The sequence below is a fragment of the Streptomyces sp. NPDC057486 genome, from assembly GCF_042802415.1.
In the GTDB taxonomy this organism is placed as follows: domain Bacteria; phylum Actinomycetota; class Actinomycetes; order Streptomycetales; family Streptomycetaceae; genus Streptomyces; species Streptomyces yanii.
Window position 1 is genome coordinate 47823 of the sequence record NZ_JBHVEE010000006.1, and the last position, 15756, is coordinate 63578.

Annotated in this window: 13 protein-coding genes; 6 read left to right on the plus strand and 7 right to left on the minus strand. The window is 68.5% G+C overall.

Annotated features, from left to right (window positions below):
- Positions 1-145: 145 nt before the first annotated feature.
- The 4 genes from ACFU6I_RS05105 to ACFU6I_RS05120 form a co-directional block, all read right to left on the minus strand.
- Positions 146-613 carry a transglycosylase SLT domain-containing protein gene (locus ACFU6I_RS05105; protein ID WP_384361722.1) on the minus strand — a complete coding sequence of 156 codons (468 nt, stop codon included), beginning with the start codon at positions 611-613 and terminating at the stop codon, positions 146-148.
- A 527-nt stretch (positions 614-1140) separates the two neighbouring features.
- Positions 1141-1476: a hypothetical protein gene (locus ACFU6I_RS05110; RefSeq protein ID WP_384361725.1), complete on the minus strand. Its 336-nt coding sequence runs from the start codon at positions 1474-1476 to the stop codon at positions 1141-1143.
- A 186-nt stretch (positions 1477-1662) separates the two neighbouring features.
- Positions 1663-2469 (minus strand): cache domain-containing protein, encoded by an 807-nt coding sequence (locus tag ACFU6I_RS05115; protein ID WP_384361728.1) that lies wholly within the window; start codon positions 2467-2469, stop codon positions 1663-1665.
- Positions 2420-3241 (minus strand): FadR/GntR family transcriptional regulator, encoded by an 822-nt coding sequence (locus ACFU6I_RS05120; protein WP_384361731.1) that lies wholly within the window; start codon positions 3239-3241, stop codon positions 2420-2422. The genes ACFU6I_RS05115 and ACFU6I_RS05120 overlap by 50 nt, the downstream gene beginning before the upstream one ends.
- Before the next feature lie 115 nt (positions 3242-3356).
- Between ACFU6I_RS05120 and ACFU6I_RS05125 the strand changes: the two genes are divergently transcribed.
- The 6 genes from ACFU6I_RS05125 to ACFU6I_RS05150 all read left to right on the plus strand — a co-directional run bounded on the left by ACFU6I_RS05125 (position 3357) and on the right by ACFU6I_RS05150 (position 11384).
- Positions 3357-4394, plus strand: a complete 1038-nt coding sequence (locus ACFU6I_RS05125; RefSeq protein WP_384361734.1) for an ABC transporter ATP-binding protein — start codon at positions 3357-3359, stop codon at positions 4392-4394.
- A gap of 103 nt (positions 4395-4497) precedes the next feature.
- On the plus strand, positions 4498-5700 hold the full coding sequence (locus tag ACFU6I_RS05130; RefSeq protein WP_384361737.1) for an ABC transporter substrate-binding protein: 1203 nt from the start codon (positions 4498-4500) through the stop codon (positions 5698-5700).
- A gap of 13 nt (positions 5701-5713) precedes the next feature.
- Complete coding sequence (locus ACFU6I_RS05135; RefSeq protein ID WP_384361740.1) at positions 5714-6598, plus strand: ABC transporter permease; 885 nt, start codon at positions 5714-5716, stop codon at positions 6596-6598.
- A 38-nt stretch (positions 6599-6636) separates the two neighbouring features.
- Positions 6637-7452, plus strand: coding sequence for an ABC transporter permease (locus ACFU6I_RS05140; protein ID WP_384361743.1), 816 nt, complete (start codon positions 6637-6639; stop codon positions 7450-7452).
- Between the two features lie 212 nt (positions 7453-7664).
- Entirely contained in the window at positions 7665-9965 is a 2301-nt protein-coding gene (locus ACFU6I_RS05145; protein ID WP_384361746.1) for an ATP-dependent RecD-like DNA helicase, read from the plus strand.
- 129 nt (positions 9966-10094) lie between these two features.
- Complete coding sequence (locus tag ACFU6I_RS05150; protein WP_327246261.1) at positions 10095-11384, plus strand: citrate synthase; 1290 nt, start codon at positions 10095-10097, stop codon at positions 11382-11384.
- A 487-nt stretch (positions 11385-11871) separates the two neighbouring features.
- Here the strand turns inward: ACFU6I_RS05150 and ACFU6I_RS05155 are convergent, their stop codons facing one another.
- The 3 genes from ACFU6I_RS05155 to ACFU6I_RS05165 form a co-directional block, all read right to left on the minus strand.
- Entirely contained in the window at positions 11872-14289 is a 2418-nt protein-coding gene (locus tag ACFU6I_RS05155) for a heavy metal translocating P-type ATPase (protein WP_384361749.1), read from the minus strand.
- Between the two features lie 138 nt (positions 14290-14427).
- Complete coding sequence (locus ACFU6I_RS05160) at positions 14428-14736, minus strand: heavy-metal-associated domain-containing protein (protein ID WP_384361752.1); 309 nt, start codon at positions 14734-14736, stop codon at positions 14428-14430.
- Positions 14737-14874: 138 nt separating this feature from the next.
- Positions 14875-15666, minus strand: coding sequence for a TetR family transcriptional regulator (locus ACFU6I_RS05165; protein WP_384361919.1), 792 nt, complete (start codon positions 15664-15666; stop codon positions 14875-14877).
- Between the last annotated feature and the right edge of the window lie 90 nt (positions 15667-15756).

Genomic DNA, 15756 nt, shown 5'->3' on the forward strand with positions numbered 1-15756 from the left:
GACGGAGGGGGAAAGCGAGAGGGGTCCGGTCTTCCGACCGGACCCCATTTCGTCTTGCCGGGCCCATCTTCTACGACTGCTGTGCCCGGTCGGACCGGACCGGGCCGGCTCGGTGGCCGCCGAGTCCGGCTTCGTCGCAGGCTGATCAGTAGGCCGAGTTGACGTTGTCGATCGAGCCGTAGCGGTGGGCCGCGTAGTTGCAGGCGGCGGTGATGTTGGCGACCGGGTCGTAGATGTTCCACGAGGTGCCGGGGACGTGGTACGCCTTGAAGGTCGGGTCTATGACCTGGAGCAGACCCTTGGACGGGATGCCCTTGGCGGCATTCGAGTCCCAGTTGTTGATGGCGTTGGGGTTGCCGGAGGACTCGCGCATCAGGTTCTTGTAGATGCCGTTGTAGGAGCCCGGGATGCCCTGCGCCCGCATGATCTCCAGTGACTGGTTGATCCACGTGTTGACGTTGCCGCCGGCCCGGGCGGGGGTGGCGGCCGAGGCGGCCGGGGCGCTGACGAGGGAACCGGCGACGACTGCGGCGCCGGCGGCGGCCATGCCCAGCGAGATCTTCTTGGTCTGGGTCATGCGAGCGAACTTCTTGGACATCGCGGAGATCTGCATCGGAAATTACCTCTTCCGTGGGGATGCCAAGAATTCTTAAACGGGGTTCAAGTTCCGGTCAATGACCCTCATTACTATCGGGATACGTACAGGGAATGGGCAACAGTGTCCGAAATGGCCGCAAACGGGCCAGGAGGAGGGCTCTTTGCCCTACTAAGTCGTATCATGGTGACGCACACCATATCGTCCACGTCACATGACAGAAGTGTTAAATCCTCCCAAAACGGACATGGATATATTGCCCTGCACCGACCGAAGAGCCTCTATTCGCTTCGCCACGCGTAATGAATAAAAAGCGCAAGGTAATGAAAGCGCGGTCGGCCCATTCAAAGCGGCCGGGGGAGTCGAGGGGCTGGGTGCCGAGCCTCTCCGCGCCATCCGGCTCGTCCGAGGCAGCCGGCTGCGGATCTGCCTGGCCCCGTGTGCGAGCGGGGGTGACCCATCGGCTGCTGGACGGAGTCAGGGGCTACCTGGGTCAGGAGTGTCGAGCCGGACCGAGTCGGCGCCGCGGCACGGGTCCCGGCGGGTCACCACCGGTCGCCGACACGCACCTTGTCCCACCGGCTCTTGGATATGCACAGCTCGTGCGCGTCGTCGTCCAGCTCGATCTGCCGGCACGCCGGATGCCGGTGCGAGACACGGTGGGTGCCGGTCCGCACCGTTCGGCACGACCTCTTGGTCTTGCCGTTGCTCCGGGCCGTGGTGCACTGCTTCTTCGTGACCGGCTCGGTCGTCCACGTGGTGCGGGCCGACTTGTACTCCTTCTCGGTTATGGTGCCGTGCACCTTGCTGCTGCCGCAGGAGGTCAACAGCAGTACGGACACGGACACTGCTGCAAGGGCGGCGATCCGACGGAAAGGCATGGGCGGTCCTCCGCGAAAAGGGGCGCTGTCGGGCCGGGTCGGGAATGCGGCGACGGCACCGGTCGGCGCAGCGTCATAGGGACGGCTGCCTGCGCGCGGCCAGGCCGTCCGGCGGAACGACGGCCGCTCCCCGGCGAGCCGGGCGTCCTCGAGCATGAGTGCCGGCAGCTCAGGTCCGGCCTCCTCCTACGCGGAGTGTGGCGCGGCGGGATTCGCTGTCACCAGGATGAGCGGAACGCCGTCACAGGGCCGTAGTTGGAGTCCGCCGTGTTCGATGCCGGTGGTGCGGCCGGTCAGTACCGTCGCGAAAATCGGGTCCTTGGCGAGCGAGCCGACCAGATGGTGAGGATCGGTGGAGGCGGCGACCCGGCCGCGTGCGTTCACCAGGCGGGCGGGTTCCGGCAGGCGTTGGAGCAGGGGCATGACGACCGATTCGAAGTGCCGCAGGTAGACGTCGGCAGCCGTCACCCCCATGAAGCGCCCTCCGACCGTCACCGGTGCGGAGAGAGTGAGGCTGTATTCGTCGGAGCAGAGGTAGTCGACGTACGGCCCGGCGACGGCCCGCTGCCCGGTGTCGCGGGGCAGGGTGTACCAGTCCCAGTGGGTGTAGTCGGAGTACATCGAGTGCTCCGGGTCCAGGTCGAGCAACAGCGGATGTACGGACCCGTCCACGGCGGTCTGCCACCACTCGAGCCACGCCGGTACGTCGTCGAGCAGTCCTGGCGCCGCGACGAAGCCGAGCCCCGAGACCAGTTCGTACTGGGCGAGGCGGGCATGCAGGCCGGGGCGGAGTGCGGCCAGATCGGCCGAGACCGGACGGTGGCCGTCCGCGACGGCCGGGGCGAGCACCGCCTCGGTGTCCACAGCAGTCCCGGCCACGGCGTCGAAGACTCCTTCGAGCGCGTCACGGACACGGGCGGCCGCGTCGGCGACGGTCAACTCGTCACGCAGGACCGGTCCGGCCTCGCTTGCGGGACGGGGACTGCTGTCCATCGGGGGCCTCCTTCGGGCGTGGACCGCGCGCACCGTCGGCAGAGCCGAGGCGGAGTTCGATCAGGCGCGCCATGGAGGCCTGCACGCATTGTTCGGCCAGGGTCCGGGCGCGGTCATCCGCCCCATCATGCACGGCCGAGATTACGGCGCGGTGACGATCCACGGAGTCCTCGAGATGCTCGTCCTCGCCGAGCGGGAGGCGCAGCAGCGCCCCCAGTTCGGTCTGGAGAGTGACCTCTTCCCTGGTCAGCCGGGCGGACTGGGCGGCCGCGGCCAGCTCGACATGGAAGCGCCCGACAATGCGACTGCGCGTCCCGGAGTCCTTGGCGTCCACCAACTCTCCCAGAGACCTGCGCAGTTGCCGCAGATCGTCGGGCTCGGTGCGCTGGGCCGCGAGCCGGGCGGCGGTCCCGGACACGGCCGCCCAGTGGTCGGCGAGATCGCGGAGTTCCTCGGTGCTCCACTCGGCGAGACGGGCCAGGAGCCGGTCCTCCGCGGGGCCCTCGGGCACGGTGACGAAGCTGCCTCCGCCACGCCCTCTGCGGGTGGTGACCAGCCCCTGCTGCCGCAGCGCCATCAGGGCCTCCCGCAGAGTCACGGTGGAGACGCCGAGCTGGGCCGCAAGGTCGGTCTCGCCGGGGAGTTGCTCGCCGTCGGCGAGCAGCCCGAGGTCGATGGCGTCACCGAGCCGCCGCACGACGGCGTCCACGCGGGCCAGGGTGTCGACGGGTGTGAAGACGACTCTGCGGGCGCCGGGTTTGTCTCGGTTCACGATCACCACCTTGCCAGAGTTGGCACAGCCTTTACCTTAGCGGGGCCTTGAAATTAGAACTATGACTTCATATGTTTACGGCCAACTCCCGACAGCACCAGAAAGGTTCCCGCCCATGGAGGGAATGGCCATTCGGCTGCAGAACCTGCGCAAGACGTTCGGCAGGACGGAGGCCGTGGCCGGAGTCGAACTGGAGATCGCGGACGGCGAGTTCTTCTCGATGCTGGGACCGTCCGGTTCCGGCAAGACCACGGTGCTTCGGATGATCGCCGGGTTCGAGGCCCCCACCAGCGGAACCGTCGAGCTCGCGGGCTCCGATGTCACCCGGCTGGCACCCTTCGAGCGCGACGTGCACACCGTCTTCCAGGACTACGCGCTCTTCCCGCACATGACCGTGGAGCAGAACGTCGCCTACAGCCTCAAGGTCCGCAGAGTGCCCAAGCCCGAGCGTCTGAAGCAGGCCAGGGAGGCTCTGGCGAGCGTGCGTCTCGCGGACTTCGGCACCCGCCGCCCGTCCCAGCTCTCCGGAGGCCAGCGCCAGCGCGTCGCGCTGGCCCGCGCGCTGGTCGGCCGACCGAAGGTGCTGCTGCTCGACGAGCCGCTGGGCGCCCTCGACCTCAAGCTGCGCGAGCAGATGCAGGTCGAGCTCAAGGCGATCCAGCGCGAGGTCGGCATCACCTTCGTCTTCGTCACCCACGACCAGGAGGAGGCGCTGACGATGAGCGACCGGATCGCGGTCTTCAACCAGGGGCGCGTCGAGCAGGTCGGCACTCCGGCCCAGATATACGAACGTCCCGCCACGCCGTTTGTCGCCGGCTTCGTCGGTACGTCGAACCTGCTGACCGACGACGCCGCGGAGCAGGTCGTGGGCGACCGGGCGACGTACAGCATCCGGCCGGAGAAGATCCGCGTACTCAAGGAATCAGCACTCGCCGACGAGCCGCGCCACTCCCGTGCCACCGGCACCGTCGCGGAGGTCGTCTACCTGGGGGACGCCACCCGCTTCCTGGTGGACCTCGACGCGGGCGGCCGGCTCACCGCCCTCCAGCAGAACCTGGAGACCTCGTCCGAGGACGTCGCCGCCTTCCGCGGCTCCCGGGTCACGCTCGAGTGGCACCAAAGGCACAACTTCAGGGTCCCTGGGACCCGGTGACCGCGTGGACACGCGCAACACAACTCCCGGGCCGCTGAAGCCCGGTGACCGTATGCACCCGCACAACCCTTCCCCGCCCTTTCCCCCTTCCGTGGAGACCCCTGTGCGTCTGAACCGAACGTCCCGAGCAGCGGCCGCGCTCGGCGCCCTGCTCCTTGCCGCCGCCTGCGGTTCTTCGGACACCGCCGGGACGTCGTCCGGCGGCGGCGCCTTCACCCCGCCCAAGCTCGCCGCGCAGAAGTCCCTCGGCAAGACGGAGGGGCAGGTGAACCTGATCGCCTGGGCGGGCTACGCCGAGGACGGCTCGAACGACCCGAAGGTCGACTGGGTCACCGACTTCGAGAAGCAGACCGGCTGTCAGGTCAACACCAAGACCGCGGGCACCTCCGACGAGATGGTCAGCCTGATGAAGACCGGCCAGTACGACGCGGTCTCGGCCTCCGGCGATGCGTCGCTGCGCCTGATCGCGTCCGGCGACGCCGCACCCGTCAACACCGAGCTGGTGCCCAACTACAAGGACGTCTTCTCCGGGCTCAAGGACCAGCAGTGGAACTCGGTCAAGGGTGTCTCCTACGGCATCCCGCACGGCCGTGGCGCCAATCTCCTCATGTACAACACGAAGAGCGTCTCCCCGGCACCCGACTCCTGGTCCGCGGTCTTCGACAAGTCCTCGGCGCACAAGGGGAAGGTCACGGCGTACGACTCGCCCATCTACATCGCGGACGCCGCCCTGTACCTGATGAAGAGCAAGCCGTCCCTCGGCATCAAGGACCCGTACGCCCTGGACCAGAAGCAGTTCGACGCCGCGGTCGCCCTGCTCAAGGAGCAGAACGCGAACGTCGGCGAGTACTGGAGCGACTACCTCAAGGAGGTCTCCGCCTTCAAGAGCGGTGACTCCGTGGTCGGCACCAGCTGGCAGGTCATCCTGAACACCGCCCAGGCCGAGAAGGTCCCGGTCAAGGCCGTCCTTCCCAAGGAGGGCGCCACCGGCTGGTCCGACACCTGGATGATCTCCGCGAAGGCGAAGCACCCGAACTGCGCCTACAAGTGGGTGGACTGGATCGTCTCCCCGAAGGTGAACGCCCAGGTCGCCGAGTACTTCGGCGAGGCCCCCTCCAACGCCGAGGCCTGTGCGGAGACCGCCGACAAGAACCACTGCACCACGTATCACGCGGCCGATGAGTCGTACTGGAAGCAGGTTCACTTCTGGACCACGCCCATCCCGCAGTGCGTGGACGGACGCACGGACACCACGTGCGTGCCGTACGCCAAGTGGGTCCAGGCCTGGACAGGGATCAAGGGCTGAGGGTCACCCACCGATGACCGACACCGCGCACGCCGCCGGACCCGTCCGACGGCTCGCCGGGATCCTGCACCGACGCCCCCGGCTGCAGCTGTCCCTGCTGCTCTCCGCGCCGCTGGCCTGGCTCGTCCTGGCCTACCTCGGCTCCCTCACCGTGCTGTTCCTGTCCGCGTTCTGGACCACGGACGCCTTCACCTCGAACGTGGTGAAGATCTGGAACACGGACAACTTCACCGCGCTGTTCACCACCGACGTCTACCGGCAGGTCGCCCTGCGCAGTGTCGGCGTCGCCCTGGCGGTCACCGCGCTGTGTGTCCTGATCGCCTTCCCCGTCGCCTTCTACACGGCCCGCGTCGCGCAGCCCAGGTGGCGGCCGCTCCTCGTCGTGGCGATCCTCACTCCGCTGTGGGCCAGCTACCTCGTCAAGGCGTACGCCTGGCGTCTCATCCTCGCCCAGGGCGGCCTGCTGGAATGGCTGTTGGGGCCACTCGGCATCAAGGGGCCCGGTTACGGTCTGACCGCGACCGTCCTCGTGCTGACGTACCTGTGGCTGCCGTACATGGTCCTGCCGATCCATGCCGGACTCGAGCAGCTGCCGGCCAACATCCTGGACGCCTCCGCAGACCTCGGCGCCCGCACCGGAAGAACCTTCCGCGCCGTGGTGCTGCCGATGGTCCTTCCGTCCGTCGCGGCCGGCTCGGTCTTCACCTTCTCGCTCAGCCTCGGCGATTACATCGCCGTACAGATCGTCGGCGGCAAGACCCAGCTCATCGGCAACCTCATCTACTCCAACATCACTCTGGATCTGCCGCTGGCCGCCGCGCTCGGCACGGTGCCGGTGGTCATCATCGTGCTCTATCTGCTCGCGGTGCGGCGCACCGGAGCCCTCAGCAGCCTCTGACGGTCCGCATCGCATCACGTACAGCGAAGGTCCCTACGATGAATCTCTCCCGCCCCGCACGCATCACCGTGCGCATCGCCGCCGGGCTCGGCTTCGCGGTGATCTACGTCCCGCTGCTCCTGGTCCTCATCAACTCCCTCAACCCGGACCGTAGTTCGGGTTGGCCGCCGCCCGGACTCACCTTCGACTGGTGGGTCGATGCCTGGCACAGCTCCGGCGCCCGCGGCGCGCTGTGGACCTCACTCAAGGCCGGGCTCGGCGCGACCGCGATCGCCCTGGTCCTCGGCACGCTCGTCGCCTTCGCCTGCCAGCGCTACAAGTTCTTCGGGCGCGAGGCCATCTCCTTCGTGGTCGTCCTGCCGATCGCGCTGCCCGGCATCGTCACCGGCGTCGCGCTCAACACCGCCTTCCGCACGGTCCTCGAACCGCTCGGCGTGGGCCTCGGCCTGTTCACCGTCATCGTCGGACACGCCACCTTCTGCATCGTGGTCGTCTTCAACAACGTGATCGCCCGGCTGCGCCGGATGCCCGGATCGTACGAGGAGGCCGCCATGGACCTCGGGGCGCACACCTTCCGTACGTTCGTCGACGTCACCTTCCCGCTGGTGCGCTCCGCGCTCGTCGCGGGCGGGCTCCTCGCCTTCGCGCTCTCCTTCGACGAGATCGTCGTGACGACCTTCACCGCAGGGCCCGGCGTCCAGACCCTCCCCGTCTGGATCTTCTCCAACATGGCCCGGCCCCAACAGGCACCCGTCGTCAACGTCGTCGCCGCCGTCCTGGTCCTGCTCTCCGTCATACCGATCTATCTCGCCCAACGGCTGTCGTCGGACACCGCCTCCGGCAGTCGTATCTGAGAGGAGCAGCTCCCACTCCCAAGAGGCTTCCCGGGCACCGAGGCCGTCTCCCGGGCCGCCTTCATCGGCTTCGCCGCCGAACGCGCAGGCGATCTCGCGGTCGGCGACCGGCTGCTGCACACCGAGCGGCGCCATGTCCGCGGCAGTTGTCCCACCGCGTGGGTCCGTGACTCGGCGTGTGGAGTGTCGGTGGCGCCCGATACCGTCGAGGCATGTCCAACATGGCCGTCCTCGAAGGGGTCCTGGAGCGGATCACCTACGCGAACGAGGAGAACGGGTACACGGTCGCCCGCGTCGACACGGGTCGGGGTGCGGGTGATCTGCTGACCGTCGTCGGTTCGCTGCTGGGTGCGCAGGTCGGGGAGTCGCTGCGGATGGAGGGGCGCTGGGGCTCGCACTCCCAGTACGGCAAGCAGTTCACGGTGGAGAACTACACGACCGTGCTGCCCGCCACCATCCAGGGCATCCGCCGCTACCTCGGCTCCGGACTGATCAAGGGCATCGGGCCGGTGATGGCCGACCGGATCACCACCCACTTCGGCGTCGACACGCTCGACATCATCGAGCAGCAGCCGAAGCGGCTGGTCGAGGTCCCGGGGCTCGGCCCGAAGCGGACGAAGATGATCGCCGCCGCCTGGGAGGAGCAGAAGGCGATCAAGGAGGTGATGGTCTTCCTCCAGGGTGTGGGTGTCTCCACCTCCATCGCCGTCCGTATCTACAAGAAGTACGAGGACGCCTCGATCTCCGTCGTGAAGAACCAGCCCTACCGGCTGGCCGCCGACGTCTGGGGCATCGGCTTCCTCACCGCGGACAAGATCGCGCAGGCGGTCGGCATCCCGCACGACAGTCCGGAGCGGGTCAAGGCGGGGCTGCAGTACGCGCTGTCGCAGTCCACCGACCAGGGGCACTGCTTCCTCCCGGAGGAGCGGCTGATCGCCGATGCGGTCAAGCTGCTCCAGGTCGATACGGGGCTGGTCATCGAGTGCCTCGCCGAACTGGCCGAGGATCCGGAGGGCGTCGTACGGGAGAAGGTGCCGTCGCCCGAGGGAGGCGAGCCGATCACCGCGATCTACCTCGTACCGTTCCACCGCGCCGAGGTCGCTCTCGCCGCGCAGGTGCAGCGGCTGCTGCGGACCCCCGAGGACCGGCTGCCGGCCTTCCAGGACGTGGACTGGGGCAAGGCCTTGACGTGGCTCGCCGGTCGTACCGGGGCGACGCTCGCCCCCGAGCAGGAGGCGGCCGTACGGCTCGCGCTCAGCCGGAAGGTCGCTGTGCTGACCGGCGGACCCGGCTGCGGCAAGTCGTTCACCGTTCGCTCCATCGTCGAGCTGGCCCGTGCCAAGCGCGCGAAGGTCGTTCTGGCCGCGCCCACCGGGCGGGCCGCGAAGCGGCTGTCCGAGCTGACCGGCGCCGAGGCGTCCACCGTGCACCGGCTGCTGGAGCTGAAGCCCGGCGGGGACGCGGCCTACGACCGGGACCGTCCGCTGGACGCCGATCTCGTCGTCGTCGACGAGGCGTCGATGCTCGATCTGCTGCTCGCCAACAAGCTGTTCAAAGCGGTGGCACCCGGTGCCCATCTGCTGCTCGTCGGGGATGTCGACCAGCTGCCCTCGGTCGGCGCGGGGGAGGTGCTGCGCGACCTGCTCGCCGAGGGCGGACCCGTTCCCGCGGTCCGGCTGACGACGATCTTCCGCCAGGCCCAGCAGTCCGGAGTCGTCACCAACGCCCACCGGATCAACTCCGGGACGCCGCCGCTCACCCAGGGCCTGAACGACTTCTTCCTCTTCGTCGAGGACGAGACGGAGGAGGCGGGCGTCCTCGCGGTGGACGTCGCCGCCCGCCGTATTCCGGCCAAGTTCGGCCTCGACCCGAGGCGTGACGTCCAGGTCCTCGCCCCCATGCACCGCGGTCCGGCCGGCGCGGGCACGCTCAACGGACTGCTGCAGCAGGCCATCACCCCGGCCCGCCCCGACCTGCCGGAGAAGCGGATGGGGGGCCGGGTCTTCCGGGTCGGCGACAAGGTCACCCAGATCCGAAACAACTACGACAAGGGGGAGAACGGCGTCTTCAACGGCACGGTCGGCGTCGTCACCGCCCTTGACCTCGATGAACAGCAGCTGACGGTCCTCACCGACGAGGACGAGGAGATCCCGTACGACTTCGACGAGCTGGACGAGCTGGCACACGCGTACGCCATGACGATCCACCGCTCCCAGGGCAGCGAGTACCCGGCCGTCGTCATCCCCGTCACCAAGAGCGCCTGGATGATGCTCCAGCGGAACCTGCTGTACACGGCCGTGACGAGGGCCAAGAAGCTCGTCGTGCTGGTCGGCTCCCGGCAGGCGATCGGCCAGGCGGTCCGCACGGTTTCCGCAGGCAGACGCTGTACGGCGCTGGATTACCGGCTGCGCGGAGGGTCGGGCGGAGGATCAGCGGAAAAAATGATCGATCAAATCGGTGGCAAACATCACGAGGCCCTTCCGGAACCGGAGTCAAGGGGGCAGGATGAGTAAGTTGGCGGCACTGAGTGCCGCCAGTAGGTCCAATGGACGACCCCGAGTGCACTCTCCTGAGCCAAATGGGGGAGGGTGGAGACAGTCAGGGAACCTCGAAGAAGAGGCACTACGTCGGTGAGGGATGACGTGAGCGACAACTCTGTAGTACTGCGGTACGGCGATGACGAGTACACCTACCCGGTGATCGACAGCACCGTCGGCGACAAGGGCTTCGACATCGGGAAGCTCCGGGCGAATACCGGCCTGGTGACGCTGGACAGCGGATACGGCAACACCGCCGCGTATAAATCCGCCATCACCTACCTCGATGGTGAGCAGGGCATCCTGCGGTACCGCGGCTATCCCATCGAGCAGCTCGCCGAGCGCTCGACGTTCCTCGAGGTCGCGTACACGCTCATCAACGGTGAGCTTCCGAAGGTCGACGAGCTTTCGACCTTCAAGAACGAGATCACCCAGCACACGCTGCTGCACGAGGACGTCAAGCGGTTCTTCGACGGCTTCCCGCGCGACGCCCACCCGATGGCCATGCTGTCCTCGGTCGTCAGCGCGCTGTCCACGTTCTACCAGGACAGCCACAACCCGTTCGACGAGGAGCAGCGCCACCTCTCGACGATCCGCCTGCTGGCCAAGCTGCCGACGATCGCCGCGTACGCGTACAAGAAGTCGATCGGCCACCCCTTCGTCTACCCGCGCAACGACCTCGGGTACGTCGAGAACTTCCTGCGCATGACCTTCTCGGTCCCCGCCCAGGAGTACGAGCTGGACCCGGTCGTCGTCTCCGCGCTCGACAAGCTGCTCATCCTGCACGCGGACCACGAGCAGAACTGTTCGACCTCCACCGTGCGTCTGGTCGGTTCCTCGCAGGCGAACATGTTCGCCTCGATCTCGGCCGGTATCTCGGCGCTGTGGGGCCCGCTGCACGGTGGCGCCAACCAGTCGGTGCTGGAGATGCTCGAAGGCATCCAGGCCAACGGCGGCGATGTCGACTCCTTCATCCGCAAGGTGAAGAACAAGGAGGACGGCGTCCGGCTGATGGGCTTCGGCCACCGCGTCTACAAGTCCTTCGACCCGCGCGCCAAGATCATCAAGGCTGCGGCCCACGACGTGCTGTCCGCGCTCGGCAAGTCCGACGAGCTGCTCGACATCGCGCTGAAGCTGGAGGAGCACGCGCTCTCCGACGAGTACTTCGTCTCGCGCAACCTCTACCCCAACGTGGACTTCTACACGGGTCTGATCTACCGGGCCATGGGCTTCCCGACCGAGATGTTCACCGTGCTCTTCGCGCTCGGCCGGCTCCCCGGCTGGATCGCCCAGTGGCACGAGATGATCAAGGAGCCGGGTTCCCGCATCGGCCGCCCGCGCCAGATCTACACTGGCGAGGTCCTGCGCGACTTCGTCCCGGTCGAGGGTCGCTGAATCCCGTAGCACCCTCTGCACCGCCCCGGCCGCAGCGGCCGGGCTGCCTTCGCCCCGCGTACCGCGCTTTCGCACAGAGCGCGGTGTCCGGGGCGATTTGCGTACCCGGCCGGGCCCCGAGAGCGAGAAGCGCCCCGCCATCGATCCCCCCACGGGCCGACAGCGAGGCGCTTCCCATATCCCGGAGCGGATTCCCCCCACGGGATCCGGCCGGGCGTCTGCGGGAGCCGAAGCTCCTGGGTGTTCCTCGACACTGCTGCACTACGTCACTGCGGTTGCACGTCTCGCGGTCTGCCGGGGTACGTACCTTCGGGAGGGCCGCTCATAGCTCCCCGGTGCACGTGCCCCGGCCAACGCTTGCCTGAAGCGTCCCCCAAGACACTTCGTCGGACGTCCCCCAAGACATCCTTGGCATCGCTCTCTTAGACTCGCGAACCCATCGGATGGTTACCCTCAAACCGATGTGATCTAGATCTCTTTGTGGAAATCATGTGAAGGCGCGCAACCGCAGGCTGTTCGTCACGACGAAGACCGATGAGAAGGCCATCGCCGCTCCGGCAATCATAGGGTTGAGCAGGCCAAATGCCGCAAGGGGTAGGACGGCAACGTTGTAGCCAAATGCCCAGAAAAGGTTGCCCTTGATCGTGGTCAGGGTGCGCCGGGAGAGCCGGATGGCATCGGCGGCCACCTTGAGATCTCCACGAACGAGAGTCAGATCGCTCGCCTCGATCGCGGCGTCCGTGCCGGTGCCCATGGCCAGCCCGAGGTCGGCGGTGGCGAGGGCCGCCGCGTCGTTGACACCGTCCCCGACCATCGCGACCGAACGTCCCTCCGCCCGGAGCCGCTCGATGACGTGCACCTTCTCCTCGGGGAGCACCTCGGCATAGACCTCGTCGATGCCGACGGCACGGGCGACGGCGTCCGCCACGGCCCTGTTGTCGCCGGTCAGCAGCACCGGCCTCAGACCGAGGGCGCGCAGCTCGGCGACGGCTGTCGCGCTGGAGTCCTTGATCGCGTCGGCGACCCCGAGAACGCCACGCGCCTCGCCGTCCCAGGCGACCGCGATGGACGTACGCCCCTGGGCCGCCGCGTCCGCGAGGGCGCCGGACAGCGCCTCGGGGACGGCGATCCCGGCGTCGGTGAGCAGCTGGGGACGTCCGACGAGCACCTGGTGCCCGTCGACGGTGCCGCGTATCCCGAGCCCCGGGACGTTGACGAAGGTCTGGACGGCGGGGAGCGCGGCACCGGTGCGTTCGGCGGCGCCGGTGGCGACGGCCCGGGCGATCGGGTGCTCGGAGGCGTGCTCCAGGGCGCCGGCCAGTCGCAGCAGCTGTGTCGCGTCGGTACCGGGCGCGGTGTGGACGTCCTGGAGCGTCATCCGGCCGGTGGTGACCGTGCCGGTCTTGTCCAGGACGATCGTGTCGATACGCCGGGTGGTCTCCAGGACCTCCGGGCCCTTGATCAGGATGCCGAGCTGCGCGCCGCGCCCCGTACCCACCATGAGCGCGGTGGGTGTGGCGAGGCCGAGCGCGCAGGGGCAGGCGATGATCAGTACGGCGACGGCGGCGGTGAAGGAGGCGGTCGCATCGTTCGTGAGCAGCAGCCAGACGACCAGGGTGGCCAGCGCGAGCAGCAGGACGACCGGGACGAAGACCGCGGAGATCCGGTCGGCGAGGCGCTGCACCTCGGCCTTTCCGTTCTGGGCGTCCTCGACGAGCCTGGCCATCCGGGACAGTTGGGTGTCGGCGCCGACCCGTGTCGCCTCGACGACGAGCCGGCCGCCCGCGTTGAGCGCGGCACCGGTGACGGAGTCCCCGACGCCGACCTCGACCGGCAGGGACTCGCCGGTGAGCATCGACGCGTCCACGGCGGAGGCGCCCTCGGTGACGGTGCCGTCGGTGGCGATCTTCTCGCCGGGACGGACCACGAAATGGTCGCCGACGGCGAGATGGGCGACAGGGATGCGCACTTCGGTGCCGTTCCTGAGGACGGAGACGTCCTTCGCGCCGAGGTGCATCAGCGCACGCAGCGCGGAACCGGCCTTCCGCTTGGACTTCGCCTCCAGATGGCGGCCCAGCAGGATGAAGGTGATGACCCCGGCGGCCACCTCCAGATAGATGGTGGAGGAGCCTTCCCCGAGCTCTCGGCTCCGCTCGAGCAGGGGAGACCCCATTGCGCGTGAGACCGAGAAGTCGAAGCCGTGCCGCATCCCGGTCATGCCCGCGTCCCCGAAGAACAGCGCCCAGAGCGACCAGCCGAACGCGGCGAGCGTGCCGACGGAGACGAGGGTGTCCATGGTGGCCGCGCCGTGCCGGAGGTTGGTCCAGGTGGCGCGGTGGAAGGGCAGCCCGCCCCAGACGACCACGGGTGCGGCGAGGGTGAGGGAGAGCCACTGCCAGTTGTCGAACTGGAGGGACGGGATCATGGCCAGGAGCACGACGGGGGCGGCGAGGACGGCCGAGACGAGCAGCCGCTGCCGCAGTGCGGCGAGAGCATCGGCCGCGCCGCGCTCGGCTTCGGTTTCCTCCGGCGCGGTGTCGGTGTCCGCCGCCGCTCCGGATTCGCGGGTCCGTCGGGTCCCTGCGGTCCGTTCGGCCTCGGCGGGGGTGGTGGCCTCGGGCGCCGATGGCGTTTCCGGGGGCGGCGTCGGTGCGGGCAGTTGTACCGGCTGCGCGGTGTATCCGGTCTTCTCGACCGTGGCGATCAGGTCGGCCAGCCGGGTCCCGGCACCGAACGCGACGCGCGCCTTCTCCGTCGCGTAGTTCACGGACGCGGTGACGCCGTCCATCCGGTTGAGCTTCTTCTCGACGCGGGCCGCGCACGAGGCGCAGGTCATCCCGCCGATCGTGAGTTCCGCTTCCGAACTCACGACTGCCGGGGCTCCGGCCTCTGTGGCGCTGTGCATGTCCGAACTCCTGAAATGCCGACCGGGCCGTGTCCCACCAGTATCTGCTGGTCGGTCCGGCCCGGCGGTGCAAGGAGTGGTGCAGGTGATGCTGGCGGTGCGGGGTCCTGGGGGTGTCCGGGTGGGCCCGGACGGCGTTCAGGCCTGGCCGACGAGCTCGTATCCCGCCTCGTCGACCGCGGCGCGGACGGCGTCCTCGGAGAGCGGCGCCTCGGAGACGACGGTCACCTGCCCGGTGGAGGCCACGGCCTTCACCGAGGTGACGCCCTCGATGCCGGAGATCTCCTCGGAGACGGCGCCCTCGCAGTGCCCGCAGGTCATGCCCGTCACCTGGTAGACGGTGGTGACCGCGCCCGCCGGTGCTTCGGTCCCCGCACCGTCGTGGCAGGAGCCACTGGGCGAGCAGCAGGAGCCGGTGGCCTGGGGGAGCTGGGTCTCGGTGGTCATGGTGTTCTCCTCTTCGACGCGTACAGCCGCAGTGTGGCGCCAGGGAGCCCCGGGAAGGCCGGTGCGCCCCAACGGATAGCAACTCTATACCCCTAGGGGGTATGAATGCGAGGGGGGGGGGTGATGTCGCTTCGTGCGCTATCGGCCGTTCGGTGGAGCGGAGGCCGGGGTGGCCGAGGGGGCCCGGAGGGCCCGGTCGCCGACGAGTGGCTCCAGATAGCGGAGGAGCACGGTCTTCAACTCCTTGATGTACGCCTCCCGCTCCTTGCCCTCATGCGCCATGATCACGTCGAGTCCCGCCTTGAAGAGGATGAAGATCATGGTGGCGATGCGGGTGATCTCGGCGGGCGGTGTGTCCGGGAGGTAGCCACCGAGGATGGCCTCGACCCGGGAGAGCATCGTCGTGTGCAGGGTGTCGTGCTCGCGGATGATCACGCCGGGGATCTCGGAGCCGTGCATCAGGACGGTGAAGGCCGGATTCTCGCAGTTGAACGTGATCAACGGATCGAGGATGGCGTCCAGCATCCGGTCGAGGGGGAGTGCCAGGTTATCCGGCAGGAAGGCTGCTCCGTACGTCTCGCGCCAGCGCCCCAGCAGCTGGTCGCCGAGTTCGACGGCGATGGCCTCCTTGTTCGGGAAGAACTGGTAGAGCGTGCCGGGTGAGACGCCGGCCTCGCGGGCGATGGCGTTGGTGCTCGCGGCGGTGTAGCCGGTCGCGCAGAAGACGCTGGCGGCCGCTTTGAGGAGCTGGGCGATGCGGGCTTCGCCGCGGGCCTGGCGGCGGCGGGGCCGGCCGGCGCTGGTGCCCGCGCTCCCGGCGGCGCGTGCGGCCTCGGTGGCACCCTTCCCCTCGGTGGCGCCCGCGTCCCCGGTGGTGCCCTTCCTCCCGGCGGCTCCGGCGGCTCCGGATCTGGCCTCCGACACGGTAATCCCCAGCTTTCCTCACGCGTTTGACAAACGCGAGTGGGCGCTCGCATTCTTGTGGAACGCGAGCGATGACTCGTGTTTGCCAGTGTATGT

Coding starts and splice junctions, on each gene's coding strand:
- ACFU6I_RS05105 (WP_384361722.1), bottom strand. CDS start 613: ATGCAGATCTCCGCGATGTCCAAGAAGTTCGCTCGCATGACCCAGACC.
- ACFU6I_RS05110 (WP_384361725.1), bottom strand. CDS start 1,476: ATGCCTTTCCGTCGGATCGCCGCCCTTGCAGCAGTGTCCGTGTCCGTA.
- ACFU6I_RS05115 (WP_384361728.1), bottom strand. CDS start 2,469: ATGGACAGCAGTCCCCGTCCCGCAAGCGAGGCCGGACCGGTCCTGCGT.
- ACFU6I_RS05125 (WP_384361734.1), top strand. CDS start 3,357: ATGGAGGGAATGGCCATTCGGCTGCAGAACCTGCGCAAGACGTTCGGC.
- ACFU6I_RS05135 (WP_384361740.1), top strand. CDS start 5,714: ATGACCGACACCGCGCACGCCGCCGGACCCGTCCGACGGCTCGCCGGG.
- ACFU6I_RS05140 (WP_384361743.1), top strand. CDS start 6,637: ATGAATCTCTCCCGCCCCGCACGCATCACCGTGCGCATCGCCGCCGGG.
- ACFU6I_RS05145 (WP_384361746.1), top strand. CDS start 7,665: ATGTCCAACATGGCCGTCCTCGAAGGGGTCCTGGAGCGGATCACCTAC.
- ACFU6I_RS05155 (WP_384361749.1), bottom strand. CDS start 14,289: ATGCACAGCGCCACAGAGGCCGGAGCCCCGGCAGTCGTGAGTTCGGAA.
- ACFU6I_RS05160 (WP_384361752.1), bottom strand. CDS start 14,736: ATGACCACCGAGACCCAGCTCCCCCAGGCCACCGGCTCCTGCTGCTCG.